Annotated in this window: 19 protein-coding genes and 1 tRNA gene; 10 read left to right on the forward strand and 10 right to left on the reverse strand. The window is 60.0% G+C overall.

Features of this window, described 5'->3' with window-relative positions:
- Window positions 1-53: 53 nt before the first annotated feature.
- A complete protein-coding gene (locus tag IEX36_RS07815; RefSeq protein WP_188758735.1) occupies window positions 54-617 on the forward strand; it encodes a YceI family protein in 564 nt (187 codons plus the stop codon).
- A 49-nt stretch (window positions 618-666) separates the two neighbouring features.
- On the opposite strand, the gene IEX36_RS07820 is transcribed toward IEX36_RS07815, so the two are convergent.
- The 4 genes from IEX36_RS07820 to IEX36_RS07835 form a co-directional block, all read right to left on the reverse strand.
- Window positions 667-1,860: a sialidase family protein gene (locus IEX36_RS07820; RefSeq protein ID WP_188758737.1), complete on the reverse strand. Its 1,194-nt coding sequence runs from the start codon at window positions 1,858-1,860 to the stop codon at window positions 667-669.
- A gap of 16 nt (window positions 1,861-1,876) precedes the next feature.
- On the reverse strand, window positions 1,877-5,167 hold the full coding sequence (locus tag IEX36_RS07825) for a TonB-dependent receptor (RefSeq protein WP_188758738.1): 3,291 nt from the start codon (window positions 5,165-5,167) through the stop codon (window positions 1,877-1,879).
- A gap of 176 nt (window positions 5,168-5,343) precedes the next feature.
- Window positions 5,344-6,009, reverse strand: a complete 666-nt coding sequence (locus IEX36_RS07830) for a GntR family transcriptional regulator (RefSeq protein WP_188758741.1) — start codon at window positions 6,007-6,009, stop codon at window positions 5,344-5,346.
- A gap of 38 nt (window positions 6,010-6,047) precedes the next feature.
- The gene (locus IEX36_RS07835; protein WP_188758743.1) at window positions 6,048-6,971 is read right to left on the reverse strand and encodes a dihydrodipicolinate synthase family protein; all 924 of its coding nucleotides are present in this window, start codon (window positions 6,969-6,971) and stop codon (window positions 6,048-6,050) included.
- A gap of 42 nt (window positions 6,972-7,013) precedes the next feature.
- Between IEX36_RS07835 and IEX36_RS07840 the strand changes: the two genes are divergently transcribed.
- Window positions 7,014-8,258, forward strand: coding sequence for an MFS transporter (locus IEX36_RS07840; RefSeq protein ID WP_188758745.1), 1,245 nt, complete (start codon window positions 7,014-7,016; stop codon window positions 8,256-8,258).
- Between the two features lie 81 nt (window positions 8,259-8,339).
- Here IEX36_RS07840 and IEX36_RS07845 read toward each other — a convergent pair whose 3' ends face one another.
- The 3 genes from IEX36_RS07845 to IEX36_RS07855 all read right to left on the reverse strand — a co-directional run bounded on the left by IEX36_RS07845 (window position 8,340) and on the right by IEX36_RS07855 (window position 9,555).
- Entirely contained in the window at window positions 8,340-8,969 is a 630-nt protein-coding gene (locus IEX36_RS07845) for a class I SAM-dependent methyltransferase (RefSeq protein WP_188758746.1), read from the reverse strand.
- Window positions 8,970-9,090: 121 nt separating this feature from the next.
- Window positions 9,091-9,166: transfer RNA gene (locus IEX36_RS07850), tRNA-Ala, on the reverse strand.
- A 65-nt stretch (window positions 9,167-9,231) separates the two neighbouring features.
- The gene (locus tag IEX36_RS07855; protein WP_229668792.1) at window positions 9,232-9,555 is read right to left on the reverse strand and encodes a hypothetical protein; all 324 of its coding nucleotides are present in this window, start codon (window positions 9,553-9,555) and stop codon (window positions 9,232-9,234) included.
- A 118-nt stretch (window positions 9,556-9,673) separates the two neighbouring features.
- Between IEX36_RS07855 and IEX36_RS07860 the strand changes: the two genes are divergently transcribed.
- Both IEX36_RS07860 and IEX36_RS07865 read left to right on the forward strand, forming a co-directional pair.
- A complete protein-coding gene (locus IEX36_RS07860; RefSeq protein ID WP_188758748.1) occupies window positions 9,674-11,725 on the forward strand; it encodes a M13 family metallopeptidase in 2,052 nt (683 codons plus the stop codon).
- 65 nt (window positions 11,726-11,790) lie between these two features.
- Window positions 11,791-12,465: an O-methyltransferase gene (locus tag IEX36_RS07865; RefSeq protein WP_188758751.1), complete on the forward strand. Its 675-nt coding sequence runs from the start codon at window positions 11,791-11,793 to the stop codon at window positions 12,463-12,465.
- A gap of 127 nt (window positions 12,466-12,592) precedes the next feature.
- Here the strand turns inward: IEX36_RS07865 and ispF are convergent, their stop codons facing one another.
- Window positions 12,593-13,207 carry a 2-C-methyl-D-erythritol 2,4-cyclodiphosphate synthase gene (gene ispF, locus IEX36_RS07870; protein ID WP_188758752.1) on the reverse strand — a complete coding sequence of 205 codons (615 nt, stop codon included), beginning with the start codon at window positions 13,205-13,207 and terminating at the stop codon, window positions 12,593-12,595.
- Between the two features lie 44 nt (window positions 13,208-13,251).
- Window positions 13,252-13,968 carry a 2-C-methyl-D-erythritol 4-phosphate cytidylyltransferase gene (gene ispD / locus IEX36_RS07875; RefSeq protein ID WP_188758754.1) on the reverse strand — a complete coding sequence of 239 codons (717 nt, stop codon included), beginning with the start codon at window positions 13,966-13,968 and terminating at the stop codon, window positions 13,252-13,254.
- Window positions 13,969-14,042: 74 nt separating this feature from the next.
- Between ispD and IEX36_RS07880 the strand changes: the two genes are divergently transcribed.
- The 5 genes from IEX36_RS07880 (at window position 14,043) to holA (ending at window position 21,197) form a co-directional block, all read left to right on the forward strand.
- Complete coding sequence (locus tag IEX36_RS07880; RefSeq protein ID WP_229668793.1) at window positions 14,043-15,869, forward strand: MutS-related protein; 1,827 nt, start codon at window positions 14,043-14,045, stop codon at window positions 15,867-15,869.
- Between the two features lie 24 nt (window positions 15,870-15,893).
- Window positions 15,894-16,982: a tRNA lysidine(34) synthetase TilS gene (gene tilS, locus IEX36_RS07885; RefSeq protein ID WP_188758761.1), complete on the forward strand. Its 1,089-nt coding sequence runs from the start codon at window positions 15,894-15,896 to the stop codon at window positions 16,980-16,982.
- Window positions 16,983-17,259: 277 nt separating this feature from the next.
- Entirely contained in the window at window positions 17,260-19,170 is a 1,911-nt protein-coding gene (gene ftsH / locus IEX36_RS07890) for an ATP-dependent zinc metalloprotease FtsH (RefSeq protein WP_188758762.1), read from the forward strand.
- 369 nt (window positions 19,171-19,539) lie between these two features.
- Window positions 19,540-20,055 (forward strand): LPS assembly lipoprotein LptE, encoded by a 516-nt coding sequence (gene lptE, locus IEX36_RS07895; protein WP_188758764.1) that lies wholly within the window; start codon window positions 19,540-19,542, stop codon window positions 20,053-20,055.
- Window positions 20,055-21,197, forward strand: coding sequence for a DNA polymerase III subunit delta (holA, locus tag IEX36_RS07900; protein ID WP_188758765.1), 1,143 nt, complete (start codon window positions 20,055-20,057; stop codon window positions 21,195-21,197). Before lptE ends, holA begins: the two co-directional genes overlap by 1 nt.
- A gap of 27 nt (window positions 21,198-21,224) precedes the next feature.
- Here the strand turns inward: holA and IEX36_RS07905 are convergent, their stop codons facing one another.
- A complete protein-coding gene (locus IEX36_RS07905) occupies window positions 21,225-22,277 on the reverse strand; it encodes a T6SS phospholipase effector Tle1-like catalytic domain-containing protein (RefSeq protein WP_188758767.1) in 1,053 nt (350 codons plus the stop codon).
- A 77-nt stretch (window positions 22,278-22,354) separates the two neighbouring features.
- Between IEX36_RS07905 and IEX36_RS07910 the strand changes: the two genes are divergently transcribed.
- Window positions 22,355-23,470 (forward strand): glycoside hydrolase family 130 protein, encoded by a 1,116-nt coding sequence (locus tag IEX36_RS07910; protein WP_188758769.1) that lies wholly within the window; start codon window positions 22,355-22,357, stop codon window positions 23,468-23,470.
- Window positions 23,471-23,516 lie beyond the last annotated feature (46 nt).

Consider the following 23,516-nt stretch of genomic DNA (forward strand, 5'->3'; position numbering starts at 1 on the left):
AGCTACGCGCGGGTGACCACTGGCTAGTCAGAATCGTACTAAGGAGAGATGCAATGAAGTCCTTCGTGGTCTCGGCTCTCGCGTTCATACTCGCTTCAACCGCACTTGCTCAGCATCAGACTTTCACAGTCAACCCCGATGCCAGTCAAGTCAAGATGACACTCGGTACAACTCACGAGGTCGTCAACGGCACGTTTCATATCCAATCGGGATCGATTGAGTTTGACCGCAATGCTCCTAAACTATCTGGTTCGGTGGTCGTACTGGCAGGCAGCGGGAAGACTGGTAACGGCATCCGCGACAAGAAGATGAACAAGGACATTCTCAAGGCGGATCAATACACCACCGTATCCTTTGCGCCTAAGACCTACGCCGGGACGATCGCGCCTTCCGGCGACTCAACAATTCAGGTGAGCGGAGTGTTCACCATACTTGGCAATCCTCACGACCTGACGATTCCGATGCAGATTCAGATGGATGGCGCCAAGGTAATCGTTAAAGCGCAATTCTCGGTTCCCTATGTTCAGTGGGGTCTCAAAAATCCAAGCTTTATGTTCTGGAAAGCTGAGAATGATGTTGCGATCGATCTAAATCTCGTTGGCCGAATTTCCAACTGACCATCGAACAGAAGCAAAGTACCATGTTTCCGGAAGAATTCCGCTAGCCTCAATGTTGTTCAGAGTCATCCTGAGATTGGGCCCATGCAAGGTTGAATCGCAGAATGGTAACGCTATTAGCCTTGTCTCCCGACTTGAACGCACCTTCGTAAATAACGTAGATCATCTTATCGGGTGCAACCGCAATATCACTGTAGCCAGCACTGCCCTCATGGAGAAGCCGTGAAGCTGGCCACGTTCCACCACCATTCTCGCTCATCTTCAACACAAGATTGCGCCGGAGGCCATGACTGCGAGAAGAACGGCCTACGAGCGATTGGCTATCGGGGTTGGTAAAGAGCATAAGGTTGCGTCCGCTCGTCGGGTCCTTGCCATACCGAACGATGGCGGCGGCACAAATAGGATCGTAGAGATGCTTGTCGAAATGTGGCGCGGTCCAATGGCTGATGCCGTCCGGGCTGATGGCTACAGCGCGAAGCATCTGTTTTCCGCCTGAGCGGATATTGGCCATGATATTTCCGTCGGCCAGTTGCACCACCTGCATCTCGTTAGGGTTGGGCAAATCCGGCGAATTGACCGCGATAATTTCGCCGTGATGCCACGTCCTGCCATCATTGTCGCTGTAGAGCGTTGTGATGGCCGTGGGAGAATGCCTGCGTCTGCCGTTGCCGATCGAGCCTCCCTCCGCCATCCACACGGGAACAAGGAGCCTTCCGTTGCGCAACTGAATGGCATGACCCGGGCCAAGAGCAACCACAGTCCAGTCAAACTTCGCCCTAATCCCCACGAGCGCGGACGTAATGTCGGTAGGCCGGGTGAAGCTCTTCCCGTCATCGTCGCTGCGCATATAGAAAACCTGGGCATAATTGTGCTGGTAGAGAAGGTGGATGACACCTCGCCTGCGATCGGCAATCGCGACAGGGTTGTCGGTGACTCCGTGACTGTTGCCTGCAACCCTGTAGGCTCGGCTCCAGGTACTCCCGTCATCGTCGCTGCGACGGAAAAAAATGTCGCTGTCAGACCAATCCCCGTCTTTGAGAAACCGTCGCCCCACCGCATACGCCAGGATGGTTCCGCGCGCCGTGGCGACGACGCCGGGAATGCGAAAGGTTTCGTACCCATCCGTGCCGGCCTTCCACAGCAGTGTCTGGGACCACTGCGGAGAGGATGCGGCAACGGAAGGATACGCAAGCAGAACCAGAGACAACGCACAAACAATCGCAAAACGTATACGAGATATCATGTTCCTCTTCACCCTGCTAAAAGTGGATCTTTCCTGAAAACTGAAGGATGCGGTTGGCCTGCGCCGATTGAATTTCACCAAAGGTAGAAGCGTTCATTCCCAGCGAGGATGGGCTATTAAAGTTGACGTGGTTGAGCATGTTGAAGGCATCCATACGCAACTCGAAACGCCAGCGCTCTGTGAAAGGAAAAATTCTGGCAACGGAGGCATCAAGATCAAAGTACCCAGGTCCTTTGAATGCGTTCCGCTGGAGATTACCGAAGGTCCCAGCCGCGTTTTCCGAAAATGCCAGCGCATTCAGATAAACATGCTTTGAATCAGCATAGTGGTAGGTACTCTTCTCATAGACGATCAGAGGGTTGGCCATGTTCGGCCTGTCTAGCCCAACGCCAGTGAGTGAGTTGTCCACGCCAGAGGTCACGTTAATTGATCCGCCCGAAGTGATGCGCGCAAGCGGTGCAACCTTCCAGTCGGCAAGAAGCAAGTGCAACAGATGATTTCCGCCGTAGGTGCTGGTGGCAATCACAGAGCCGTTGAATACGTGACGCACGTCTTGATTGCAGTTGCCACGGTCCTCGGCAAGATTGTTGGGATTCATGTAGGTCGGGCCGGTGAGCTCGATATTGAAATCGCTCTCGCTGATGCAGTGCGACCATGTGTAGTTGAGCCGTAACGAAAAGTTGTGGCTGTAGCGGTGATTGAGCGATGCCAGCAGTCCGTTATAGCTCGCGTTGGCCTCGTCGTTGGTGGTAGGCATGGAGCCGTAGTACGCGCCCTGAACAGGATTGGCGAGCGTGAGCACGCGGCGGCTCTGTGTGTTGGTCGTCGTAGAACATGCCGATTTGCCACAGGTCCCCGGAATGTAGACGCCAGGATTGGTCTCCTGCCCCGCCCATAGGTGGGTTGTCTTGTTGCCGATATAGCTCAGCGAGAACAGCCAGTTACTTGAGAACTGGTGCTCGAAGTTCGCATTCCACTGGCTGATGTACGTAGGCTTAAGATGCGTAGGCAGGGTTACATAGAGCGCCGACGTGGGAAATGCGATGTTGGCGCTGGGACGCGCAATAGGAAAGGGATTGCCGCCAGGATAGTTGGCCCAGGGGTTGTCGAATGAACCAGGATTTGTGTTGTCCACCTCGTCGGTGAAAGGCGGGTTGGATTGAACGCGCTCGTCATAGTACTGCTCGATGTTGTCGTAGAGCATGCCGTAGCCGAGGCGAAAGACATCCTGCCCGCCGCGCGGCGAGAGAACAAGCCCCAGACGCGGAGAGAAACCCATCCAATCTGAATGAACGAAGCTCTTCAAAACTCCGCGGTCACCGTAGTAGAAGCTACCCGCCGGCGCGTTGACGAAGACACTGCTGTGGATTCCAGCGTCAAAGGCAGCGCGATCAAAAAGGCTGCCTCGTCCGAAGTAATCCTGCGGAAAGATATGCGGCTCCCAGCGAAGGCCTCCAGTGATTGTCAATTTCGGAGAGATACGGAAGGTGTCTTGCGCATAGATACCAGGAAGCGTCTGCCTGTTTGCCGTTCCCTGCTGCGCGCTCTGGGAAAATTCGCTGAGCTTGCCGAGCATGAAGTCGGACATATTATCGCCGCTGAAGGAAGCGCCGAAGGTATAGCTCCCGTCCAACAGGTAGTTGTTCTCCTGGTTGAGCTGAATACGCATGACGCTGCCGCCGATATCAATCTGATGGCGGCCGCGTGACATGGAGAGATCGTCGGAGAACTCGAAGGTATTGTCGTTGAACTTGCCCTGCGCACAGGAAGAACAGCTCATGCTGAAGTTACCCGGCACCGAGAGGCGCAACGAGTTCTTCTCAAGCGAGTAGATGTTACTGCCGATCGCAGGGCCATTGATACCCTCAGCCGCAGGCAGACGGTTGTCGCGACGCCGTGTGAAGCCGCCGTGCATCACATTGAGTGTGCTGCTATTGATCACCAGCGTGTGACCGACCGTGAGTGTCTGCGCCCGCTCCTGATTGCCCGACTGCGTAGTGACGAGAAGATTGTGAGGAATGAAGGTTGCTGGAACCCCATAATCGTCGATGAAGTAACGCACAAAGGCTGACTGGCGCGGGCTAATAGTCCAATCGACGCGGCCAATGCTCTGCCACTCATCGCTGTTGTTCAGGATTCCATACTTGACGTTGCCGCAGGAGTCAGCCGCCGCAGGAAGATAGTCCAGCAGCTTCAGTGTGGATGAGTTGTACTCGGAAACAGGAATCTGGTTATTCGGATAGGGCAGGCCGGTTGAGGGGTCTTTCAACTGCCGCGCCTTCCCCGAAGACACGCAAGAGGCCGACTCATAAGTGGACCAGTCGCCCGCAATCATCGCCGGGGTTGGGACCTTGGCCGAAGTAGAGACAGCTTGCTGTACGTTATGCGTCCCCTGGTAACCACCGAAGAAGAACAGGCGATTGTGCAGAATAGGGCCACCGATCGTGCCACCATACTGGTTACGGTGCAGCGTGTCTTTGACGGAGAAATACCCGAGAGCGTTGAAGATGTTGTTTCTCCAGTACTCTAAGAGGACTCCGTGGAAATCATTCGTGCCAGAGAGTGTCACGGCGTTGACGGCTCCGCCAGGGTGGGTTCCATACTGCGCGGGCAGAGCGCTGGTGGAGACGCTGAACTCGCGCAGCGCGTCAGGAAATGGAAATGGCAGATTCACATTTGAGAACGGATCGTTGTTGTCGCTGCCATCGAGCATGTAGTTCAGCCCGTTGCCCTGTCCGCCAGCAAGCGAGATCGACTGCGAGCTGAAGAATTGCTTGCTGCCGGTCAGGTCTCCTCCTGTCGTGTTGACCGATGCGCCGGCAATGAGAACGAGCTGTGTAGCGAGCCGGCCATTCAGTGGCAGGTCGTTGATCTCCTGCGTATTAATGACCGAAGAGATGGCCGTATTATTCGTCTCGACCATCTGGGCGTTCGACTGCACCACGATGGCCTGAGCGGAAGATCCCATCGACAGCACCACAGCAATTGAAGCCGAATTGCCAACCTGGAGAGTAATGCCGGTCTGTTCGTAATCCTTGAAGCCCTTCATCCTCACATCCAGACGGTACGGTCCTACTGGAAGGTTGGGCAGGGCAAACTGGCCGGCTTTGTTGGACGTAGTGGCACGGGCTGCTCCCGTTTCGGTGTTGGTGGCAGTGATGGCCGCCCCAGGAACGAGCGCGCCCGATGGATCGGCGACCGTGCCATCCAACTCCGCAGCGGCAATGGCCTGGGCAGACGCGAGCGTGGAGCACTGGACGGCAAAGAAGACACAGAGCGATAGAAGAACGGTTGCGACAAACTTCATTTTTGACCTCGGAAGGCCCCATAGTGCATGGCATGGAATTTGGGGCGAATCAAACTTTATGGATAATTGATAATCGTTAGTATGTTTGTCAACAAAAAATTTCCCGGCCCCTGCTTTTTACGGAGATACAGAGACACGTCCTCGCGAAAAAAGCGGCTGGATGTGCTGGAGGGCAGCTACTCGGCGATTGAAGGGGGGATGACGGCGTCCGGCACAAGATGTTCATCGACACCCTGGCGGATGGTCTTGGCATTCTTAGAGAGCAGCGCTGAGAGCAGCTTTTTGTGCGAGCGCACAGCAGATTTCATGGTCTCGCCGGCCGCGTGACGCTTGAGGCTGACAAACGCATACACCGCAATGCAAAGGTGCTCCAGAGTCTTTTCGAGCACTTCATTGCCAGAGGCCTTCCAGACGGTTCGATGAAAGTTGAAGTCCTCATCTGCCACGGCAAAGTGATCGTTCTTCGCTGCGGCCTCTTCCATGCGGCGGATGTGCGCCCGCAACGTGGTCTCGATATCAGGAGTAATCCGGCTACCTGCAAGCTGAAACGCCATATGCTCCAGATGGCGGCGGACCGCCATCATCTGCTCGATCTCGACACGCGTCAGCTTCGTCACGGTCGTGCCACGATCGGGCACGCGCACAACCAGTCCAAGATGCTCCAGTTGCAGGAGCGCTTCACGCACGGGAACCTGGCTGACATTCAACTGCTTGGCAAGGTGTGCTTCACGCAAGGCCGTCCCGGGAGCGAGGTCGCCTGACCAGATCGCGCTGCGCAGCCTCTCAAAGACCTCGCGTGATTTACTGAGGGCCCGGACTGGGGTCAGATCGTGTGTGGCCACGCGCTTTATCCTACCGAAAGAAGAATGGTGAGGCAATATTATCGAGGATTGATCAGCGCTCCCGCTGTGCCCAGGCTCAGAATCGTTGCAATCTCACGAGACACATTGCGATCCAGGTCCGCGAGCAGGGCCACTCGTTGCGACTCGGGAAGAAGTTCCTCTCCACTCATCATAGGGCCGCAGTTGAAGCCCTTCTCCTTCATCACGGCACGAAGCGCCGGGAAGAACGGATAGTTAAGCAGAGTGGTGATGACGTCGTTGATCTGGGTCTGCCAGCGACGTGCAGTCTCCCATTCGGCCGCCATCGCCGCACGGTAGAGGCTTAGGTAGGCCTCAGGCATGATGTTGTACGTGGAGCCGATACCGCCCTGAGCCCCCATAAGAAGTCCTGCGGCAAGGGCTTCGTCGTATCCGTTGAAGACAAGGTTGCCGCGCTTGATGAGTCGCTGCATCAGGTAGAAGTTGAAGTCAGTAAATTTAACACCGAGTACATTCGGAAGATCGCAGATCTCGAGCAGTTGCTCGGGATCGGAGAAGGCATGAGGAGACGCTTTGGGAAAATAATAGAGAATCAAAGGCAGTGGAGAGCCTGCGGCCAGCTCGGCATAGTAGGCGCCAATCGCAGCAGCATCTCCCTTCGGAGGAAGACTGCTGACGGCGTCGGCTCCGTGCCGCGCGGCGTGCTCGGCAAGCATCAAAGCATCCTTGATCGTAGAAGCCCCGACATGGACCAGAAGCCGCTTGCCCGGCGTGAGGCAACGAGCCAGCGTTTCGACCAATGCCCTGCGTTCATCGAGTGCAAGGTGCAGTCCCTCCCCGGTCGTACCCGCAACGTAAACTCCGTCAAAACCAGCGCGCAGCAGGGAGTGAAGCATCGGCTCGGCAACGGCAGGATTAAACTTCCTGTCTGGAGTCAGTGGAGTCAGGAAGGCGGAGTAGAGACCAGCGAGTGCAGTGTTCAAAAGAACCCCTCAAAACGATAATTGATAATGTATCATGAGCCGATGTTCCATTCGTCAAAAAAAATTTCATCCTCGAACGCCTATGCATGGATCGTCGTCCTCCTGCTGACGCTGGTCTGGATGTTGAATTACCTGGACCGGCAGGTATTGTTCTCCGTCTTTCCTCTGCTGGAAAAGGAGCTTCACATCTCCACTTTCCAGCTTGGACTGCTGGGAACGTCGTTTCTCTGGGTGTATGCATTCAGCAGTCCGATCGCGGGCTACCTTGCAGACCGGATTGGCAGCAAGCGGATGATCTGCGCAAGTCTTTTAGTTTGGTCCGCCGTCACGCTGGCAACAGGACATGCCCGCTCGTTCGAGCGGCTCCTATGGCTGCGCTCCCTGATGGGCATCAGCGAAGCCTGCTATCTTCCGGCGGGACTCGCACTGATCGCCGCGTTTCACAGCCAGCGAACCCGGGCGAAGGCCATCAGTCTGCATTACAGCGGAACCTACATCGGAACCGTGTTGGGCGGCACGCTCGGAGGCCTTCTTGCGGCCTATTACGGCTGGCGGTCAGTCTTTGGCATCTTCGGTGCAGTTGGCTGCGCCTACGCGATCGTGCTGCTCCTCGTGCTGCGCGACAAAGCTCCAGTAGAAGAAAAGCCTGTGGCAGCACAACGGCACGTGCGTGAGATCGTCATAGAGATCCTCACCACTCCCGGCTACCGCAAACTGCTCATCGTGTTCGCGATTGCTTCGGTCTGCGACTGGGCGATTTATACCTGGATGCCGTTTTACCTGTACGAGAGCTTTCACTTCTCGCTGGCGAAAGCGGGCTTTGCCGCAACGTTCTACATGAAGGCAGGAGGCTTCGCAGGGCTACTCGTGGGCGGCTTCCTCGGCGATGCATGGTTTCGCTTCTCCAGGTCGGGCTATGTCTTCACCCAGACAGCAGGTTTGCTGATCGCGGCTCCATTCCTTGTACTGAGCGGGATCACGCGGGTTCCTGCCATGCTGTACGTGGGAATGGTTCTCTTCGGACTCGGCAAAGGGATGTACGACGGAAACACGATGCCCGTGCTGTGTGAAGGAGTGGACCCGCACAGGCGCGCAACAGCGTTCGGCATCCTCAACTTTGCGGGAACATTCTGCGGCGGCATCGTCGCAGCCGGCGCAGGCGCTTTAAAGAGCCACATTGGCCTGGGACCTATCTTCGGAATCTGTGGCGGACTCCTGCTGGTGGGCGCGCTCATTACCTTCCGCATACGAATGGAGCGCAGACCAGTCACCGGGATGGGGGTATAACACTTGACGGCCCAGTGGCTCGCAAGTGCGAGCAGACATGGTGCGTCTCGGCACGGCAATGAAGGAGTGTGCCTCTATTCTTCACCGATCAACTGAAAAACGGTTGATCGAGGGCTGCGCCGGCATAGTGCGTCGACGCGACAGGCAAAACCACGCCTTCGCGCCGTGCTCGCGGAACTCGACGGATCGCAATTCAACAATCTCCAGCGCTGGCTCGATGGCGAGGGTGACCTCATGTGCCGAGCGGCGCGGCGGTCCGACCTCACGAGGCGGTCCTTCAGTGCTGCCGATCAAGCTCAACCACCAGCCGCCCGGCACCAGCGCGGCAGCCACTCTTGCCGCGAATTGCTGCCTTTCGCCTGGTTCATCGAACACATGAAAGCAGCCACGGTCGAAGACGAACTGGAACGGGCCCTCGGAAGGTGGCGTAGCGAGAATGTCCAATGCGGTAAAGCGGCAGCGGAGTGCGCGCCCGTTGATCTTGGCTTGGGCTCTTTCGACGGCGAGCGGAGAAACATCGACTCCGAGCACGTCGAAACCGCGTTCCGCCAACCAAATTGCATTCGTGCCAGTACCCGCGCCGATCTCCAGTGTCGGACCTGGTTTGACCTCGCTCGAAGTGACGAACTCGACGAGCAGAGGCTCTGGTTGCCCGGTGTCCCAGGGCAACTGTCCCGAAGCGTAACTCTCATTCCATGACGGGTGCGGCATCACAATACGAGTTTAGCTCTCACTGTAAGCGCAACGCGCGCTGGACGCGCTTTCTACGACACAAACAGCGACACAAAGACATCGCCACCGTCTTTACCATCACCGCATGTAATTGATTTTTTGGTGGAGCTGAGCGGGATCGAACCGCTGACCTCCTCGTTGCGAACGAGGCGCTCTCCCAACTGAGCTACAGCCCCCCACCAGATACGCGGCCTCCACCAAAGCAGACGCACACGCTGTTGGAATAACTTCATTGAGTGTATCAGCAAGCCGCGCTTCGCTCAAACTCCGCCACGCCAACGCGTGCCGTTACGCGTGTCCCGGCAGCCAGCGGCTTTTCGACAACCTGCCAAACCTCACCCGCCGCGTCCACCACCACATCAAGCACAGGCACGATCAGCCGCGCTCCACGCGGAGCCACAGCCTCCATCACTCCAACGCGTCTATCACCATCCGTGCCGAACTCAGTACGATCGAGCGCAATCTGCCAGCGCTGTCTTCCCGCCGCGCGCGACTCCTCGCGAATATCCGTGACTACCGCCGAAAACTCCATGGCCGGCGCAACATCAGGCGCATGTTTGCTCATGATTCAATTTTATCCGCCGCGCTGACCCGACGCCTTCTCAAGCTCGCCCTCAAGTGATACCGTGCCAAAGGTAGCAAAGCGAAAGACCGCGCCTAAACCTAATGGAGCACCTCAAGCAATGAACATGACCCGCGCACTCCTCCCTGCTCTCCTCTGCACCACCCTTTCGTTAGCAACACCCGCGCAAACTCCCGTGTCGCACGGCATCGCCACCTCCAACATGGACACCTCCGTCCACCCCGGCGACAACTTCTTCCTCTACGCCAACGGCGGTTACGTCGCGCGGACAAAGCTGCCAGCAGACCGCACCTCCATGGGAACGTTCAACACCCTGATCGACAGAAGCTCCAAACAGATCGCAGAGATCATCGCGGAAGCCGCGAAAGCAAACGCGCCCGCAGGCTCCGACCAGCGCAAGATCGCCGACCTCTATCACTCCTACATGGACGAAGCGGCAATCGAAGCACACGGCATGGCCTCGCTGAAGCCGCACCTCGACGAGATCTCCGCAATCAAAACCCCCGCCGACCTGGCCCGCGCCCTCGGTCACTCGCTGCGCGCAGACGTAGACCCGCTGAACGTCACCAACTACCACACCGCAAACATCTTCGGTCTGTGGGTCGCGGCCAGCTTCAATGATCCCGACCACTACGCGCCCTACCTGCTCGAAGGCGGCATCGAGATGCCCGACCGCGACTACTATCTGTCCGACTCCGCACACATGAAAGAGGTGCGCGATAAATACCAGAAGCACGTAGCCGCAATGTTCCGCCTCGCAGGAATCAGCGACGCGGACGCACGCGCTGCCCGCGTCCTCACGCTCGAAACAGCCATCGCCAAAGCGCAGGTCTCCCTCGCCGACAGCGAAAACATCGAGCACGCCAACAACCCATGGACTGTAGCCGACTTCAAGGAGAAAGCCCCCGGCCTCGACTGGAAGGAGTTCTTCCGCGCCGCCGGACTCGAAAGCCAGAAGGAGTTCATCGTGTGGCAGCCCGGCGCGTTCTCCGGCGAAGTTGAACTGGTCGCCTCGCAGCCGCTCGACGCCTGGAAAGACCTGCTCTCCTACCACCTGATCGAGGACTACTCCACCGGTGCTTCAAAAGCACTCGCCGATGAGCACTTCGCCTTCTTCGGCCAGACGCTCAGCGGCACGCCACAGCAGCGCCCACGTGACTTCCGCGGAGACCTCTTCGTCTCATCGCATCTCGGCGAAGCCGTAGGAAAAATCTACGCGCAAAAATACTTCCCGCCCGAAGCCAAGGCACAGGCGCAGGATCTGGTCGCCAATCTCCTCGCAGCGTTTCGCAAGCGCCTCGAGAACGTGACATGGATGGCCCCGGCAACAAAGACCGAAGCGCTGGCCAAACTTGGCACGCTGCAAGTCGGTGTCGGCTATCCGGACCACTGGCGCAGCTACGCAGACTACAGCGTCTCTCCCGACAACCTCTTTGAGAACATCTGGAACTCCGACCTCTTCGAGTACCACTACTCGCTCGGCCGCATCGGCAAGTCAGTCGACCGCAAAGAGTGGTGCATGACGCCGCAGACCGTCAACGCCGTCAACCTCCCGCTCGACAACGGCCTTAACTTCCCCGCCGCCATCCTGCAACCGCCGTTCTTCGATCCGAAAGCTCCCGCAGCCGCCAACTACGGAGCCATCGGCACCATCATCGGTCACGAGATCAGCCACACCTTCGACTCGCAAGGCGCAGCATTCGACTCCAAAGGCCGCGTGCGCAACTGGTGGACCCAGGAAGACTTCGCACACTTCGAACAAGTCACCTCCGCACTTGCCGCGCAATACAGCAGCTACAAGCCATTCCCCGACGCCTCCGTCAACGGCAAGCAGACGCTCGGCGAAGACATCGCCGACGTCGCCGGCCTCGCCGCCGCATACGACGGCTTCCACGCCTCGCTGCACGGCAAAGAAGCGCCAAAGCTCCACGGCTTCACCGGCGACCAGCAGTTCTTCATCGCCTTCGGCCAGAACTGGGCTTCGGTCATACGACCAGCTGCGCTACGCAGACAATTGCTCACCGACCCGCACGCGCCCGCCGAGTTCCGCGCCGACACCGTACGCAACAACGACGGCTGGTACTCATCCTTCGACATCAAACCTGGCGACAAACTCTACCTCGCGCCGAAAGACCGCATCCACATCTGGTAAAGCAGCATCTGGATAAAGCAGCGGCGCATCTGGCACACAAGCCGATGCGCCGCTATGCTTCTTGCATGAGCCAGAAACTCTTCGCCGCAGTCGACCACTACCTCGCCGACAAACTTCTCCCGGAAGACGCACCACTCCACGAAGCTCTGAAGGCAAACGCCGCAGCCAAACTCCCATCCATCGACGTCAGCCCCGTACAAGGCAAGCTGCTCCATCTGCTTGCCCGCATGTCAGGAGCAAAGCGCATCCTCGAAGTCGGAACGCTCGGCGGCTACAGCACCATCTGGCTTGCGCGCGCACTGCCCAAAGACGGCGTACTCGTCACCCTCGAACTCAGCCCCAAACACGCCGAGGTCGCCGCAGCCAACATCCGCCGCGCAGGCCTCAGCCATCTCGTCGATCTGCGCGTAGGCCCGGCCGCTGATTCACTCGCGCGCCTCCACACCGAAAAATCCGTGCCCTTCGACTTCATCTTCCTCGACGCCGACAAGCCCAGCAACCCCGTCTACCTCGACTGGGCAATCAAGCTCTCGCATCCCGGCACCGTCATCATCGGAGACAACGTCATCCGCGAAGGCGCCATCATCGACACCAACGACACCGACCCCAACGTAACCGGCACGCGTCTCTTTCTCGAAAAGCTCGGCAGCCACCCACTACTCGACGCAACCGCCATCCAGACCGTAGGCAGCAAACACCACGACGGCTTCGCACTCGCCATCGTCAAAGACAAAGCCTGACCGCATAGGGAAGCTCTGATTAAGTCGCAGCCTTGAAGGGGCGTGGCTTCAGCCACGCCGTAACGTCCCTCTATTCAATGAGGCTTTAGCCTCTGAGGGGATCGTTCAGGACTTAATCAGAGTCTCCTTAGGTCAGATCATCCGGATTGAACGTAGGCCGTTTGCGCCCCAGGGCGGACACATCATGTGCGCCGCCCACCAATCCCTTCACCACCTGGTCGATCTCATCCACATCGGCAACTGCGGCCATGCGCCCTGTCTGATCGGCGAGCTTCACGCTCTCCAGCAGCACCGTCGCATGGGCCACGGCGACACCGTCCTGATTCAGTCCCTCCGGCGTCTTCGCCTTGATGCCAACATCGCCCGGCTTCACGCCCAGCAGCTCCGCCACGCGCTCGCGCATGTCGCCTGCAATCGGCACAATCTTCGGCTTCGACATCACCAGGACCGTGTCCACATTCACGATCTTGTAGCCCGCCACGGCCACTTCTTCGAGCGCCGTCTTCAAAAACACACGCGAGTCGGCGCCCTTCCACCGCGGATCGCTCGGAGGAAAGAACGTGCCAATATCCCCCGCCGAAACCGCGCCCAGCAGCGCATCCGTAATCGCATGCAGCAGCACGTCGCCGTCCGAGTGGCCCGCCAGCCCCTCAGGATGCTCGATCGGCAACCCGCCAATCACCAGCGGAACACCCGCCTTAAACGCATGCGAATCAAACCCGTATCCAATTCTCATCCCCATACGCTTATCTTCCCATGCTTTCAACGACTACGCAGAACCCAGCCTTACGGGTGCCCCTGCCGCAGGTAGAACTCAGCCAGTTCAATATCTCCCGGCTGCGTAATCTTGAAGTTGCGCGGAGACCCAGCCACGACCGAGACCTCAATCCCCGCCCGCTCCAGCAAGCTCGCCTCATCCGTTCCGGTAAAGCCGTCAGCCGCGGCCTCGGTAAAAGCCCGCCGCAGCAACTTGCACATCGCACCCTGCGGCGTCTGTGCAAGAACAATACGCTCACGCGGAATCGTAGCCGTCACAATCGCGCCTTCCGCCGTGCGCTCCACCTGCTTGATCGTATCCACAGCAGGCAGCCCGACAATCGCCGCTCCATGCTTCGCAACCGCCTCAATCGTCCGCTCAATCGTCGCCGGGTCAATCAGCGGACGCACCGCATCATGCACCATCACCACGTCGTCCGGATGGCATTCGAGCGCCGCCAGCGCATTGCTCACCGACTGTTGCCGATTGTCGCCGCCCTCCACCATATGAACACGCGGCCCCAGCTTATGCGCGTCCACCAGCGTCTCCACACGCGCCCGCTCCGGTCCACGCACCGCAATGCACACCGCATCCACGCGCTTCACCGCCAGAAACGCCATCACCGATCGAATCAGCACCGGCACGCCATCAATCTCAAGAAACTGCTTCGGCAAGGCCACATGCGCCCCCGGCGCGGCCATCCGCGTGCCGATTCCTGCTGCTGGAAGAATCACAAATACTTGCATAAATACCCAGCGAAGTATAACAAGACCGCACTCCACAGGCATGGCCTGACAAACAGACAGGCGATAATAACCACGTGCCCGCCAACCCGCAGCCTCCAGCCGAAGAGTACAGCCAACGCGAGCGACGGCGCGAAGCCACCGCCGCACACTTCGAGCAGATCCACATCCGCATCGGATACCTGCGCCTTCTGCTTGTCGCCACAATCCTCGTCATGGCGTGGTGGTCCATCTACCGCACACTCTCCCCATGGTGGCTGCTCATCCCCATCGCAATCTTCACGGCAGTCGCCGCCTTCCACAGGCGCGTCCTTCACCAACGCACACTCGCCAGGCGCGCCGCCGACTTCTATCGCAGAGGCATCGCCCGCATCGAAGACCGCTGGGCTGACCACCAGACTGGCGCAGGCAATCAAAGCCCTCGCCCCAACCTCACCTCGCATCTCTACGCAGCCGATCTCGATCTCTTCGGACCAGCCAGCCTCTTCCAACTGCTTTCTCAGGCTCGCACCCATATGGGCGAAGACACACTGGCAAGCTGGCTGCTCGCGCCATCGCCCATCGCGGACATCCGCCGCCGCCAGGCAGCCATCGCCGAACTCCGCCCGCGCCTCGACCTTCGCGAAGACCTCGCCATCCTCGGCGACGAAAAGCTAAAGACCGGCGTGCATCCCGAAGCCCTGCTCGCATGGGCTGAAGCCCCCGCCATCCTCACCCACACCTGGGTCCGCTGGCTCGCGCTCGTGCTCGCAGTCGCAGCAATCGCAGCCGCCATCATCTGGGGAGAAGCCGGAATCAAAGCCCCATTCTTCGCCGTCCTGATCGTCGAAGGCACGATCACTCTCCTGCTCAGGAAGAAAACCACAACGGTCCTCTACACAACCGAACAGGCGTTCGATGATCTCAAGCTGCTCTCCGCCGTGCTCAGCCGTTTCGAGCGCGAGACGTTCACCACGCCGCTACTCGAAAACCTGCGACAACAACTCATCTCGCAAAACCAGTCCGCATCCAAGGCCATCGCACGACTGGCTAACATCGTCGAATACATCCACTCGCTCGAAAACATATTTGTCCACCTCCTCGACATCCCCCTCCTCTACACCGTGCAAACCGCCTACGCCGCAGAGTCCTGGCGCCACGCGCACGGAAGCGCAGTCCGCCACTGGCTCAACTCCATCGGCACCGCCGAAGCCCTGCTCTCACTCAGCGCCTACAGCTACGAGCACCCCGCCGACCCATTCCCCGAGCTGATCGAGCACGCCCCACCCTCGTTCCACGCCGAAGCCCTCGGCCACCCACTCCTTCCGGCGGCAAAGTGCGTCCGCAACAACATCAACCTCGGAGAGGAGACCAAAGCCCTCCTCGTCAGCGGCTCCAACATGTCCGGCAAAAGCACCCTCCTGCGCGCCATCGGCATCAACACCGTCCTTGCCATGGCAGGCGCGCCCGTCCGCGCCGCAAGCATGAAGCTCACTGCCCTACAACTCGGCGCCAGCATCCTCATCAACGACTCGCTCCAGCAAGGCAGCTCCCGCTTCTACGCCGAAATCACGCGCCTGCGCCACATCTCCGACCTCGCCGGCAAGGACCCCGCGCTGCTCTTTCTACTCGACGAGCTCCTTCAAGGCACGAACTCCAAAGACCGCCTCACCGGCGCCCAAGGCATCGTCCGAGCCCTGCTCGACCGCAACGCCATCGGCCTCATCAGCACCCACGACCTCGCCCTCACCAACATCGACGACCGCGAAAGCAGCGAAAACCCAGAAGACCGCCGCATCCACAACGTCCACTTCCAGGACGAGATCGAGAACGGCAAGATGAAGTTCGACTACAAACTCCGCGAAGGCATCGTCACGCACAGCAACGGAGTCGAGCTCATGCGCCTCATCGGCCTCAGCGTCTGACGCATCAGCCATTAGCATAAAAACATGCCGCAGCCCGCCCTCCTGCCCTTCGACCGCACCCACATCCACCCCGGAGACCGCATCTGCGCCGCGATCTCCGGCGGAGCAGACTCGGTCGCCCTGCTGCTCACGCTCCACGCAGCAAACCAGGCAAAGCACGACGCCCTCGGCGCAGGCCTCTCCGCCGTCCACGTCGTCCACGGCATCCGCAGCACCGAAGAATCCGCCGCCGACCTCAACTTCGTCCGCGACCTCTGCGCCGCGCTCGAAATCCCGCTACACATCCACCACGCCGACGTCCCCGCCCGCGCAGCCCAGACCCGCGAGACCATCGAAGAAGCCGCCCGCGAAGTCCGCTACGAATTTTTCTCCAACCTCATCGCCTCCGGCCACGCCGACTCCATCCTCACCGCCCACACCCTCGACGACCAAGCCGAAACCGTCCTCATGAAACTCCTCCGCGGAGCCTGGACCGAGGGCCTCAGCGGCATCCACCCCGTAGTCCTCGTCAACACCCCGCCACAAAAACAAGGCAAAATCCTCCGCCTCTTCCTCTCCACGCGCCGGTCCGAGATCGAAGCCTTCCTCAAGCACCAAAACCAGCCCTGGCGCGAAGACTCCACCAACACCGACACCACCTACACCCGCAACCGCATCCGCCACGAGCTCCTCCCGCAACTCCGCCAGTACAACCCCAGCCTCGACCAGACCCTCGCCAACCTCGCCGAGCTGGCCCGCGAAGAAGAGTCCCGCTGGCAGTCCGAACTGACCCGCCTGCTCCCGCAAATCCTGCTCCCCGGCAAGCCCGTCCGCGGAGGCGGCCGCGCCGTCTCCACCACCCCCGGCGAATCCTCCGTCGCCATCGAGCTCGACCGCCTCAAATCGCTCGACCCCGCTCTCCGCCGCCGCGTCATCCGGGCCGCAGCGCGCCAGCTTGGAGCACGTCTCAGCTTCGACGAGACCGCCCGCCTGCTCGCCCTGTGCGGTTTTCGCCCTTACCCTCCCATCGGAGCCCCCACCGTCGCCGCCCGCACCGGAGCCACACTCGCACTCGCCAACGGCCTCCACGCCGAGCGTTCCGCCCGCGAACTTCGCCTCTCACGCAAGCCATAAGCCATTACCCAACCAGGTGCTCCATCACTCTTTAGTCACATCGACATTCCCAAATCATCCTCCTGAATCCCCGAGGTGAAGAGTAGAATCAAACTAGATGTCGGTGTACCTGCCGCCAAGAGGTCCGGAGCCGAGCACGCCCGGAACCTTCCCGCACGAATGCCGTCTAAAGAAACAGGGCCTCCGGGAGCCATAGCCACCCGGAAGCCTGGTTCGGCAAGCCGCCAGATGCGATCTCCCGAGGCTGCTTCGGACCGGAAATCATGAGGAATTCGCTTTGAACTCGACCGTTCGCCAAATTCTAATCTGGGTGTTCATGGCCGCCTGCCTTGTCTTCCTTTGGCAGTTTGTGGTCAAAAGCACAGGCACAGGCCAGGAAAAGAACGTCAGCCTGACGCAGTTGCTCAATGACTCTGATGCAGGCAAGATCAGCGACATCACCGTCAACGGCGAAGAGGTCACGGGCCACTACCGCGACGACGCGAAGAACCAGTTCCACACCATCATCCCGGCCAACTACCCCGACCTCTACAAGTCGCTCCGCGACCACGGCGTCAGCATCACGGTCAAGGACACCAGCTCGAACGGCTGGATCACCTTCCTGCTTCAGCTCGCGCCCTTCGCTCTGTTCCTCGGACTCTGGTTCTTCTTCATTCGCCAGATGCAGTCCGGCGGCAACAAGGCCATGAGCTTCGGCAAGTCCCGCGCCCGTCTGCTCTCCATGCAGCAGAAGAAGATTACGTTCAAAGACGTGGCCGGTGTAGACGAGGCCAAAGAAGAGCTCAAGGAGATCATCGAATTTCTCCGTGAAGCGCAGAAGTTCCAGCGCCTCGGCGGCCGCATCCCCAAGGGCGTTCTGCTCGTCGGGCCTCCGGGAACCGGCAAGACCCTGCTCGCCCGCGCAGTCGCCGGCGAAGCCAACGTTCCCTTCTTCTCCATCTCCGGCTCGGACTTCGTCGAGATGTTCGTCGGCGTCGGCGCATCGCGCGTCCGCGACCTCTTCGAACAGGGCAAGAAAAACGCTCCCTGCATCATCTTCATCGACGAGATCGACGCCGTCGGCCGTCACCGTGGCGCTGGCCTCGGCGGCGGACACGACGAGCGCGAGCAGACCCTGAATCAGCTCCTCGTCGAGATGGACGGCTTCGAATCCAACGACGGCGTCATTCTCATCGCCGCCACCAACCGCGCCGACGTGCTCGACCCGGCCCTGCTCCGTCCCGGCCGCTTCGACCGCCGCGTCATCGTCGATCGCCCCGATATCAAGGGCCGCGAAGAGGTCCTGCGCGTCCACGCCAAGAAAGTCCCGCTGGCCGAAGACGTCGATCTGCCGATCCTCGCCCGCGGCACCCCAGGCTTCAGCGGCGCCGACCTCGCCAACATGGTCAACGAGGCCGCCCTCACCGCCGCCCGCTTCAACCGCAAGTCGGTCCACATGTACGACTTTGAAGTGGCCAAAGACAAGGTCATGATGGGAGCCGAGCGCAAGTCCATGCTGCTCTCCGACGACGACAAGAAAGACACGGCCTACCACGAAGCGGGCCACGTCCTCGTCGCCGCCAAGCGCAAGCACTCCGACCCGCTCCACAAGGTCACCATCATCCCGCGCGGCATGGCACTCGGCGTCACCATGCACCTGCCCGAAGAGGATAAGCACACCGTCACCAAGGACTACCTCGAAACCCAGCTCGCCATCCTCATGGGCGGCCGCTGCGCCGAGGAGATCTTCATGGGCCGCAAGACCACCGGCGCAGGCAACGACATCGTCCGCGCCACCGAGCTGGCCCGCAAGATGGTCTGCGAATTCGGCATGAGCGACCTCGGTCCGCTCACCTACGGCAAGAAGGAGCAGGAGGTCTTCCTCGGCCGCGATCTCGCCCAGCCCCGCGACTACTCCGACGACACCGCCAAGCAGATTGACGTTGCCGTCCGCGCCTTCGTAGACATGGCCTACAAATCCGCCTACGAGATTCTTGAGCAGAACGCCGATGTCATGCACCGCATGGCCCATGCTTTGATCGATCGCGAGACCCTCGACAAGAACGAGATCGACCTGCTCATCGCGGGCAAGGAGCTTCCGCCGTTCAAGTCTCCGCTAGCCTTCGCAGACCCGAACGAGCCGCAAAAGGTCATCAAGCCCGAAGTCCGCAAACCCGGCTTCGGCGACAGCCAGCCCTCACCGGCATAAAACATCATCGAATCGCAAACAGGAAGGCGGCCAACAGGCCGCCTTTTTTATATCTGATCCAAAAATAACGTCGTCATTCTGAGCGAAGCGAAGAGCCCCCGCATTTTGCCTGAGGCTGCACAAAACATCCGCAGCTATATTCGCTTACCTCTTTTGTCTTCTATAGGAGATGACTTCCACTCGGGTGCCCCATCCATGACAGCTTCATCGTCATGGGTGGGAAAGTACGATGCCAACCTGTCACCTCCCACCACACCACGTCATCTCGACCGAAGGCGGCGCTTTTTGCCGCCGAAGTGGAGAGGCCCCTGTATTTCGATCTTTGCGGCTACCCACTCCCCGCGCAATGCGACAATAAAAGCACGACGCATGAAGCCCCGCCTGCTCACCCTCTTTCTGCTCACGCTACTCACCGGCTGCGGCTACCACCAGGCCGGCTCCGCGACGCACATCCCGGCCAACGTCCGCACTCTCGCCGTGCCCATCTTCACCACGCAAACGCAGGCCTTCCACACCGAGATGGCCTTCACCCAGGCCGTCATCCGCGAGCTCAACACCCGCACCCGCTACCACATCATCAACTCGGCCAATCCTGACGCCGACGCCACCCTCACCGGCACCATCCTCTCCCAAACCGTCGCTCCGCTCACCTACGACGCCTCCACCGGCCAGTCCTCCAGCTACCTCCTCAGCATCACCGCCCGCGTCGTCCTCACCGCGCACGACGGCCACGTCCTCTACCGCAACGACCGCATCCTCTACCGCGAGCAGTACCAGTCCACGCAAGACCTCAACGGCTTCATCCAGGAAGATAACGCCGCCGTCAACCGCATCGCAAAAGACTTCGCCCAGGCCGTCGTAAGCGATATGCTGGAGTCGTTCTGATGCCCGCGCCCCTCAAGTCCTTCGCCGCAGCCGACCGCTTCATCGCCGAGATTGCCACCCCCGCAATCCGTCCCGGCTACGTCCTCCTTGGCGACGAGATCTTCCTCTACGACCGCTGCCGCAAAGCCGTCCTCAGCACGCTCACCCCGCCCGACACGCGCGACTTCTCGCTCCACGACCTCGACCTCGCCGAAACCAGCATCTTCGAAGCGCTCGACCGCGCCCAGACCCCATCCCTGATGGCCCCGTTCCAGGTCCTCTTCCTCCGCAACCTCAAAACCCTCTACGGCCGCGGCAGCAAAAAAGAAGAATTTGCCGCAATCGATGCCTACTTCCGCTCACCCAACCCGCAAGCCGTCATCCTCTTCGTAGCCGACCACCTCCGCATCCCCACCGACCTCCGCAAGATGGACTACCAGGACAAAGAGCGCTACGAGAAGATCCGCGAAACCCTCGGCGACTGGTGCGGCCTCGTCGAACTCGCTCGCGTCGACGAAAACGACGCCATCAAATGGGTGACGACGACCGCTGAATCCCGCAACGTCCGCTTCGACCCCGACGCCGCCCGCGAATTAGTCGACGCCCTCGGTGCCGACATGATGCTCATCGCCGCCGAATTCGAAAAGCTCCTCCTCTACGCCGAAGGCAAAGGCCGCGTCACCCTCGGCGACGTAGAAACCATGGTCCTCGCCGCCAAACAGCGCTCCCTCTACGAGCTCACCGACGCCATCAGCGCCAAAGACCGCCCCCGCGCGCTCGCCCTTCTGCACGGCCTGCTCAACGCCTCCGACGGCGGCGAAGACGCAGCCATCGGGCATCTCTACATGCTGGCCCGCACCTTCCGCCAGATGCTCATCATCCTCGAAAAAAACGTGCGCGACTCGCGCGCCATCTGGCAGGCGCTCTGGCAAGGCTTCCGCATGCCCCCCTTCGCCGCCGACGACCTCATCCGCCAGGCCCGCCGCTACAAATCCCGCCGCGAACTCACCCGCGCCCTCCGCCTCGTAGCCCGCGCCGACCTCGAGCTGCGTTCAAGCCCCGCCAACAAGCTACTAGTCCTCGAACGCCTCATCCTAGACTTGGCCACCGAACCCAAACCCAACACCTACGACCCCACCCTCCAGTTCGCCATGGAGCTGTGATGGAACTGTGACGGAGCATGTGAAGGCTCAAGCCAGCACATCCACCACCGCATACCCCTTCAACTTCCCTGCCGCGGTCAGGCTCAAATTCTCCGGCCGATACGCCGCCGTCTTATCCGAAAGCCGCAACTGCACCGTATTCGCCATCACCGCATTCGCCGGAACCACCCTATGCTCCGGAATCCCCCACGGAATCAGCTTCCACTCATCATGCGCCTGGCCCAGCGCATCCGCAGGATCCAGCTTCAGGTAAGCCGCCTTCGCCTCCGCCGAAAAATCCAGCCCACACGCAATCGCATTCTTCATCATCCAGCCCAGCGTAATGTCCGAGAGCTGGCTCTGCGCATATCCGCCGCCCACATCGCTATGCACGCCCACAAACCACACCTGCGTCACCTGCTTATCATTGGCGCGCGGCGAGCCATCCGGATTGGTCCACAGCGTCGGCATAAATGAAGCGCGCCGTTCATCAATCGACACCGCGTGATACGCACTCTCAACCGAAGGGTGCAGTTCGGTGTCCAGAAATCCATACCGCTGCTGGTGCAGCACATTGAACAGCTCCCCCGGAATCCCCAGCGCGCCCACCGTATCCCACACCCCAATCATCCGCACCTTTGCATCGCACAGCCCATATTCCGCACCCAGCGCCGTCTTCATCTCCGCCCGCCGCGCCGCATCCGTCTGCCGATACGCGGCAAAGATATTCTCGACCGTCATATTGTCGAAGTTCTTCGTCGGCACACCAAACGCCGCAATCATCCCACCCAGGCTGCGCGCCGTATAAGCGCCCCGGCTGAAGCCCAGCAGATAGATCTCGTCTCCCGGGTCCCACACATAGGCCAGAAACTCATACCCATCCTGCACTTTTTGAAACAGTCCCTCACCCATCGCGCCGCCAACCAGGTGGTCAATCGGCGTGCCATTCGTGCCTACACCGCTGTCGTAGTAGCGCATCTGCCCCGGCACATCATCCAGCGCCAGAAACAGCTTGCGCACATTCGTATCGTTCGCCGCCACACTCACGCCATGCGGCGTATTCCACGTTCCATCCGCGCAGATCACAATCTTCTTGCCCATATAAGCTCAGCACCTCCGGGATATGGCATGTCAATCTTACTTCGCCGCGCAGTGGATTGCGGTACATTGGCTGCACAATGAAACGCCGTCAAAAACTACTCGCGACCAGCGGAGTCCTCGCGCTCGCCATCCTCATCGCCGCCGCCAAACCCGGCTGGCAGATTGCTCCCTTCACGCGCCCCACCGACGGCCCCGTCATCACGCCCGACAAATCCGCCGTCTTCCTCGACCCCATCGCGCAAAAGCCCATCCACTGGGAGGCCCTCCACACCTTCAACCCCGCCGCCATCGTCCGCGACGGCAAAATCAATGTCCTCTACCGCGCCGAAGACGACACCGGCCGCATGCAAATAGGCGAACACACCTCACGCCTCGGCCTCGCGGTCAGCGATGACGGCATCCACTTCACCCGCCAGCCCAACCCCATTTTTTACCCCGCGAATGATTCGCAGAAATCCCGCGAGTGGCCCGGCGGCGTCGAAGACCCACGCATCGTCCAATCCCCCGATGGCACTTACGTCCTCACCTACACCCAGTGGAACCGCACAACCTACTCCATCGGCATCGCCACCTCGCCCGACCTCACGCATTGGACAAAGCACGGCCCAGCCTTCTTCGGCTCCGCGCACGGCAAATACGACACCCTCAAATACAAATCCGGAGGCATCGTCACCCAACTCCAGTCCGATGCAGGAAAGCCCGACCACCTCGTTGCCGCAAAGATCAACGGCCTCTACTGGATGTACTGGGGCGAGGGCGCCATCCACCTCGCCACCTCACCCGACCTCATCCGCTGGACACCCATCGAAGACGCCCACGGCAAGCCCCTCGAAGTCCTCACCAAACGCCCCGGCCACTTCGACTCCGGCTTCCCCGAAACCGGCCCGCCACCAGTCCTCACCGACCGCGGCATCGTCGTCATCTACAACGGCAAAAACGACCCCACGCACGGCGACCCCGCCTTAGGCGCGAACGCCTACGCCGCCGGCGAAGCCCTCTTCGACGCACAGAACCCCGCCCACATGCTCGCCCGCACCGAAGCCCCCGTCCTCAAACCCGAGCGCCCCTACGAAAAGACCGGCCAATACGTCGCCGGCACCACCTTCGCCGAAGGCCTCGTCCGCTTCCACAACCAATGGTTCCTCTACTACGGCTGCGCCGACTCCGACGTAGGCGTCGTCATCGCCCCTTGAGCATTCCGCTCCGCGAAACCCACCCAAACCGCATGATGCATAATTG

The organism is Edaphobacter acidisoli (assembly GCF_014642855.1).
GTDB classification, from domain to species: domain Bacteria; phylum Acidobacteriota; class Terriglobia; order Terriglobales; family Acidobacteriaceae; genus Edaphobacter; species Edaphobacter acidisoli.

What these genes read in the sequence shown, in the direction of transcription:
- IEX36_RS07815 (WP_188758735.1), top strand. Translation starts at nt 54, where the DNA reads ATGAAGTCCTTCGTGGTCTCGGCTCTCGCGTTCATACTCGCTTCAACC.
- IEX36_RS07820 (WP_188758737.1), bottom strand. Translation starts at nt 1,860, where the DNA reads ATGATATCTCGTATACGTTTTGCGATTGTTTGTGCGTTGTCTCTGGTT.
- IEX36_RS07825 (WP_188758738.1), bottom strand. Translation starts at nt 5,167, where the DNA reads ATGAAGTTTGTCGCAACCGTTCTTCTATCGCTCTGTGTCTTCTTTGCC.
- IEX36_RS07840 (WP_188758745.1), top strand. Translation starts at nt 7,014, where the DNA reads ATGTTCCATTCGTCAAAAAAAATTTCATCCTCGAACGCCTATGCATGG.
- IEX36_RS07845 (WP_188758746.1), bottom strand. Translation starts at nt 8,969, where the DNA reads ATGCCGCACCCGTCATGGAATGAGAGTTACGCTTCGGGACAGTTGCCC.
- IEX36_RS07855 (WP_229668792.1), bottom strand. Translation starts at nt 9,555, where the DNA reads ATGAGCAAACATGCGCCTGATGTTGCGCCGGCCATGGAGTTTTCGGCG.
- IEX36_RS07860 (WP_188758748.1), top strand. Translation starts at nt 9,674, where the DNA reads ATGAACATGACCCGCGCACTCCTCCCTGCTCTCCTCTGCACCACCCTT.
- IEX36_RS07865 (WP_188758751.1), top strand. Translation starts at nt 11,791, where the DNA reads ATGAGCCAGAAACTCTTCGCCGCAGTCGACCACTACCTCGCCGACAAA.
- ispF (WP_188758752.1), bottom strand. Translation starts at nt 13,207, where the DNA reads ATGGGGATGAGAATTGGATACGGGTTTGATTCGCATGCGTTTAAGGCG.
- ispD (WP_188758754.1), bottom strand. Translation starts at nt 13,968, where the DNA reads ATGCAAGTATTTGTGATTCTTCCAGCAGCAGGAATCGGCACGCGGATG.
- tilS (WP_188758761.1), top strand. Translation starts at nt 15,894, where the DNA reads ATGCCGCAGCCCGCCCTCCTGCCCTTCGACCGCACCCACATCCACCCC.
- lptE (WP_188758764.1), top strand. Translation starts at nt 19,540, where the DNA reads ATGAAGCCCCGCCTGCTCACCCTCTTTCTGCTCACGCTACTCACCGGC.
- holA (WP_188758765.1), top strand. Translation starts at nt 20,055, where the DNA reads ATGCCCGCGCCCCTCAAGTCCTTCGCCGCAGCCGACCGCTTCATCGCC.
- IEX36_RS07905 (WP_188758767.1), bottom strand. Translation starts at nt 22,277, where the DNA reads ATGGGCAAGAAGATTGTGATCTGCGCGGATGGAACGTGGAATACGCCG.
- IEX36_RS07910 (WP_188758769.1), top strand. Translation starts at nt 22,355, where the DNA reads ATGAAACGCCGTCAAAAACTACTCGCGACCAGCGGAGTCCTCGCGCTC.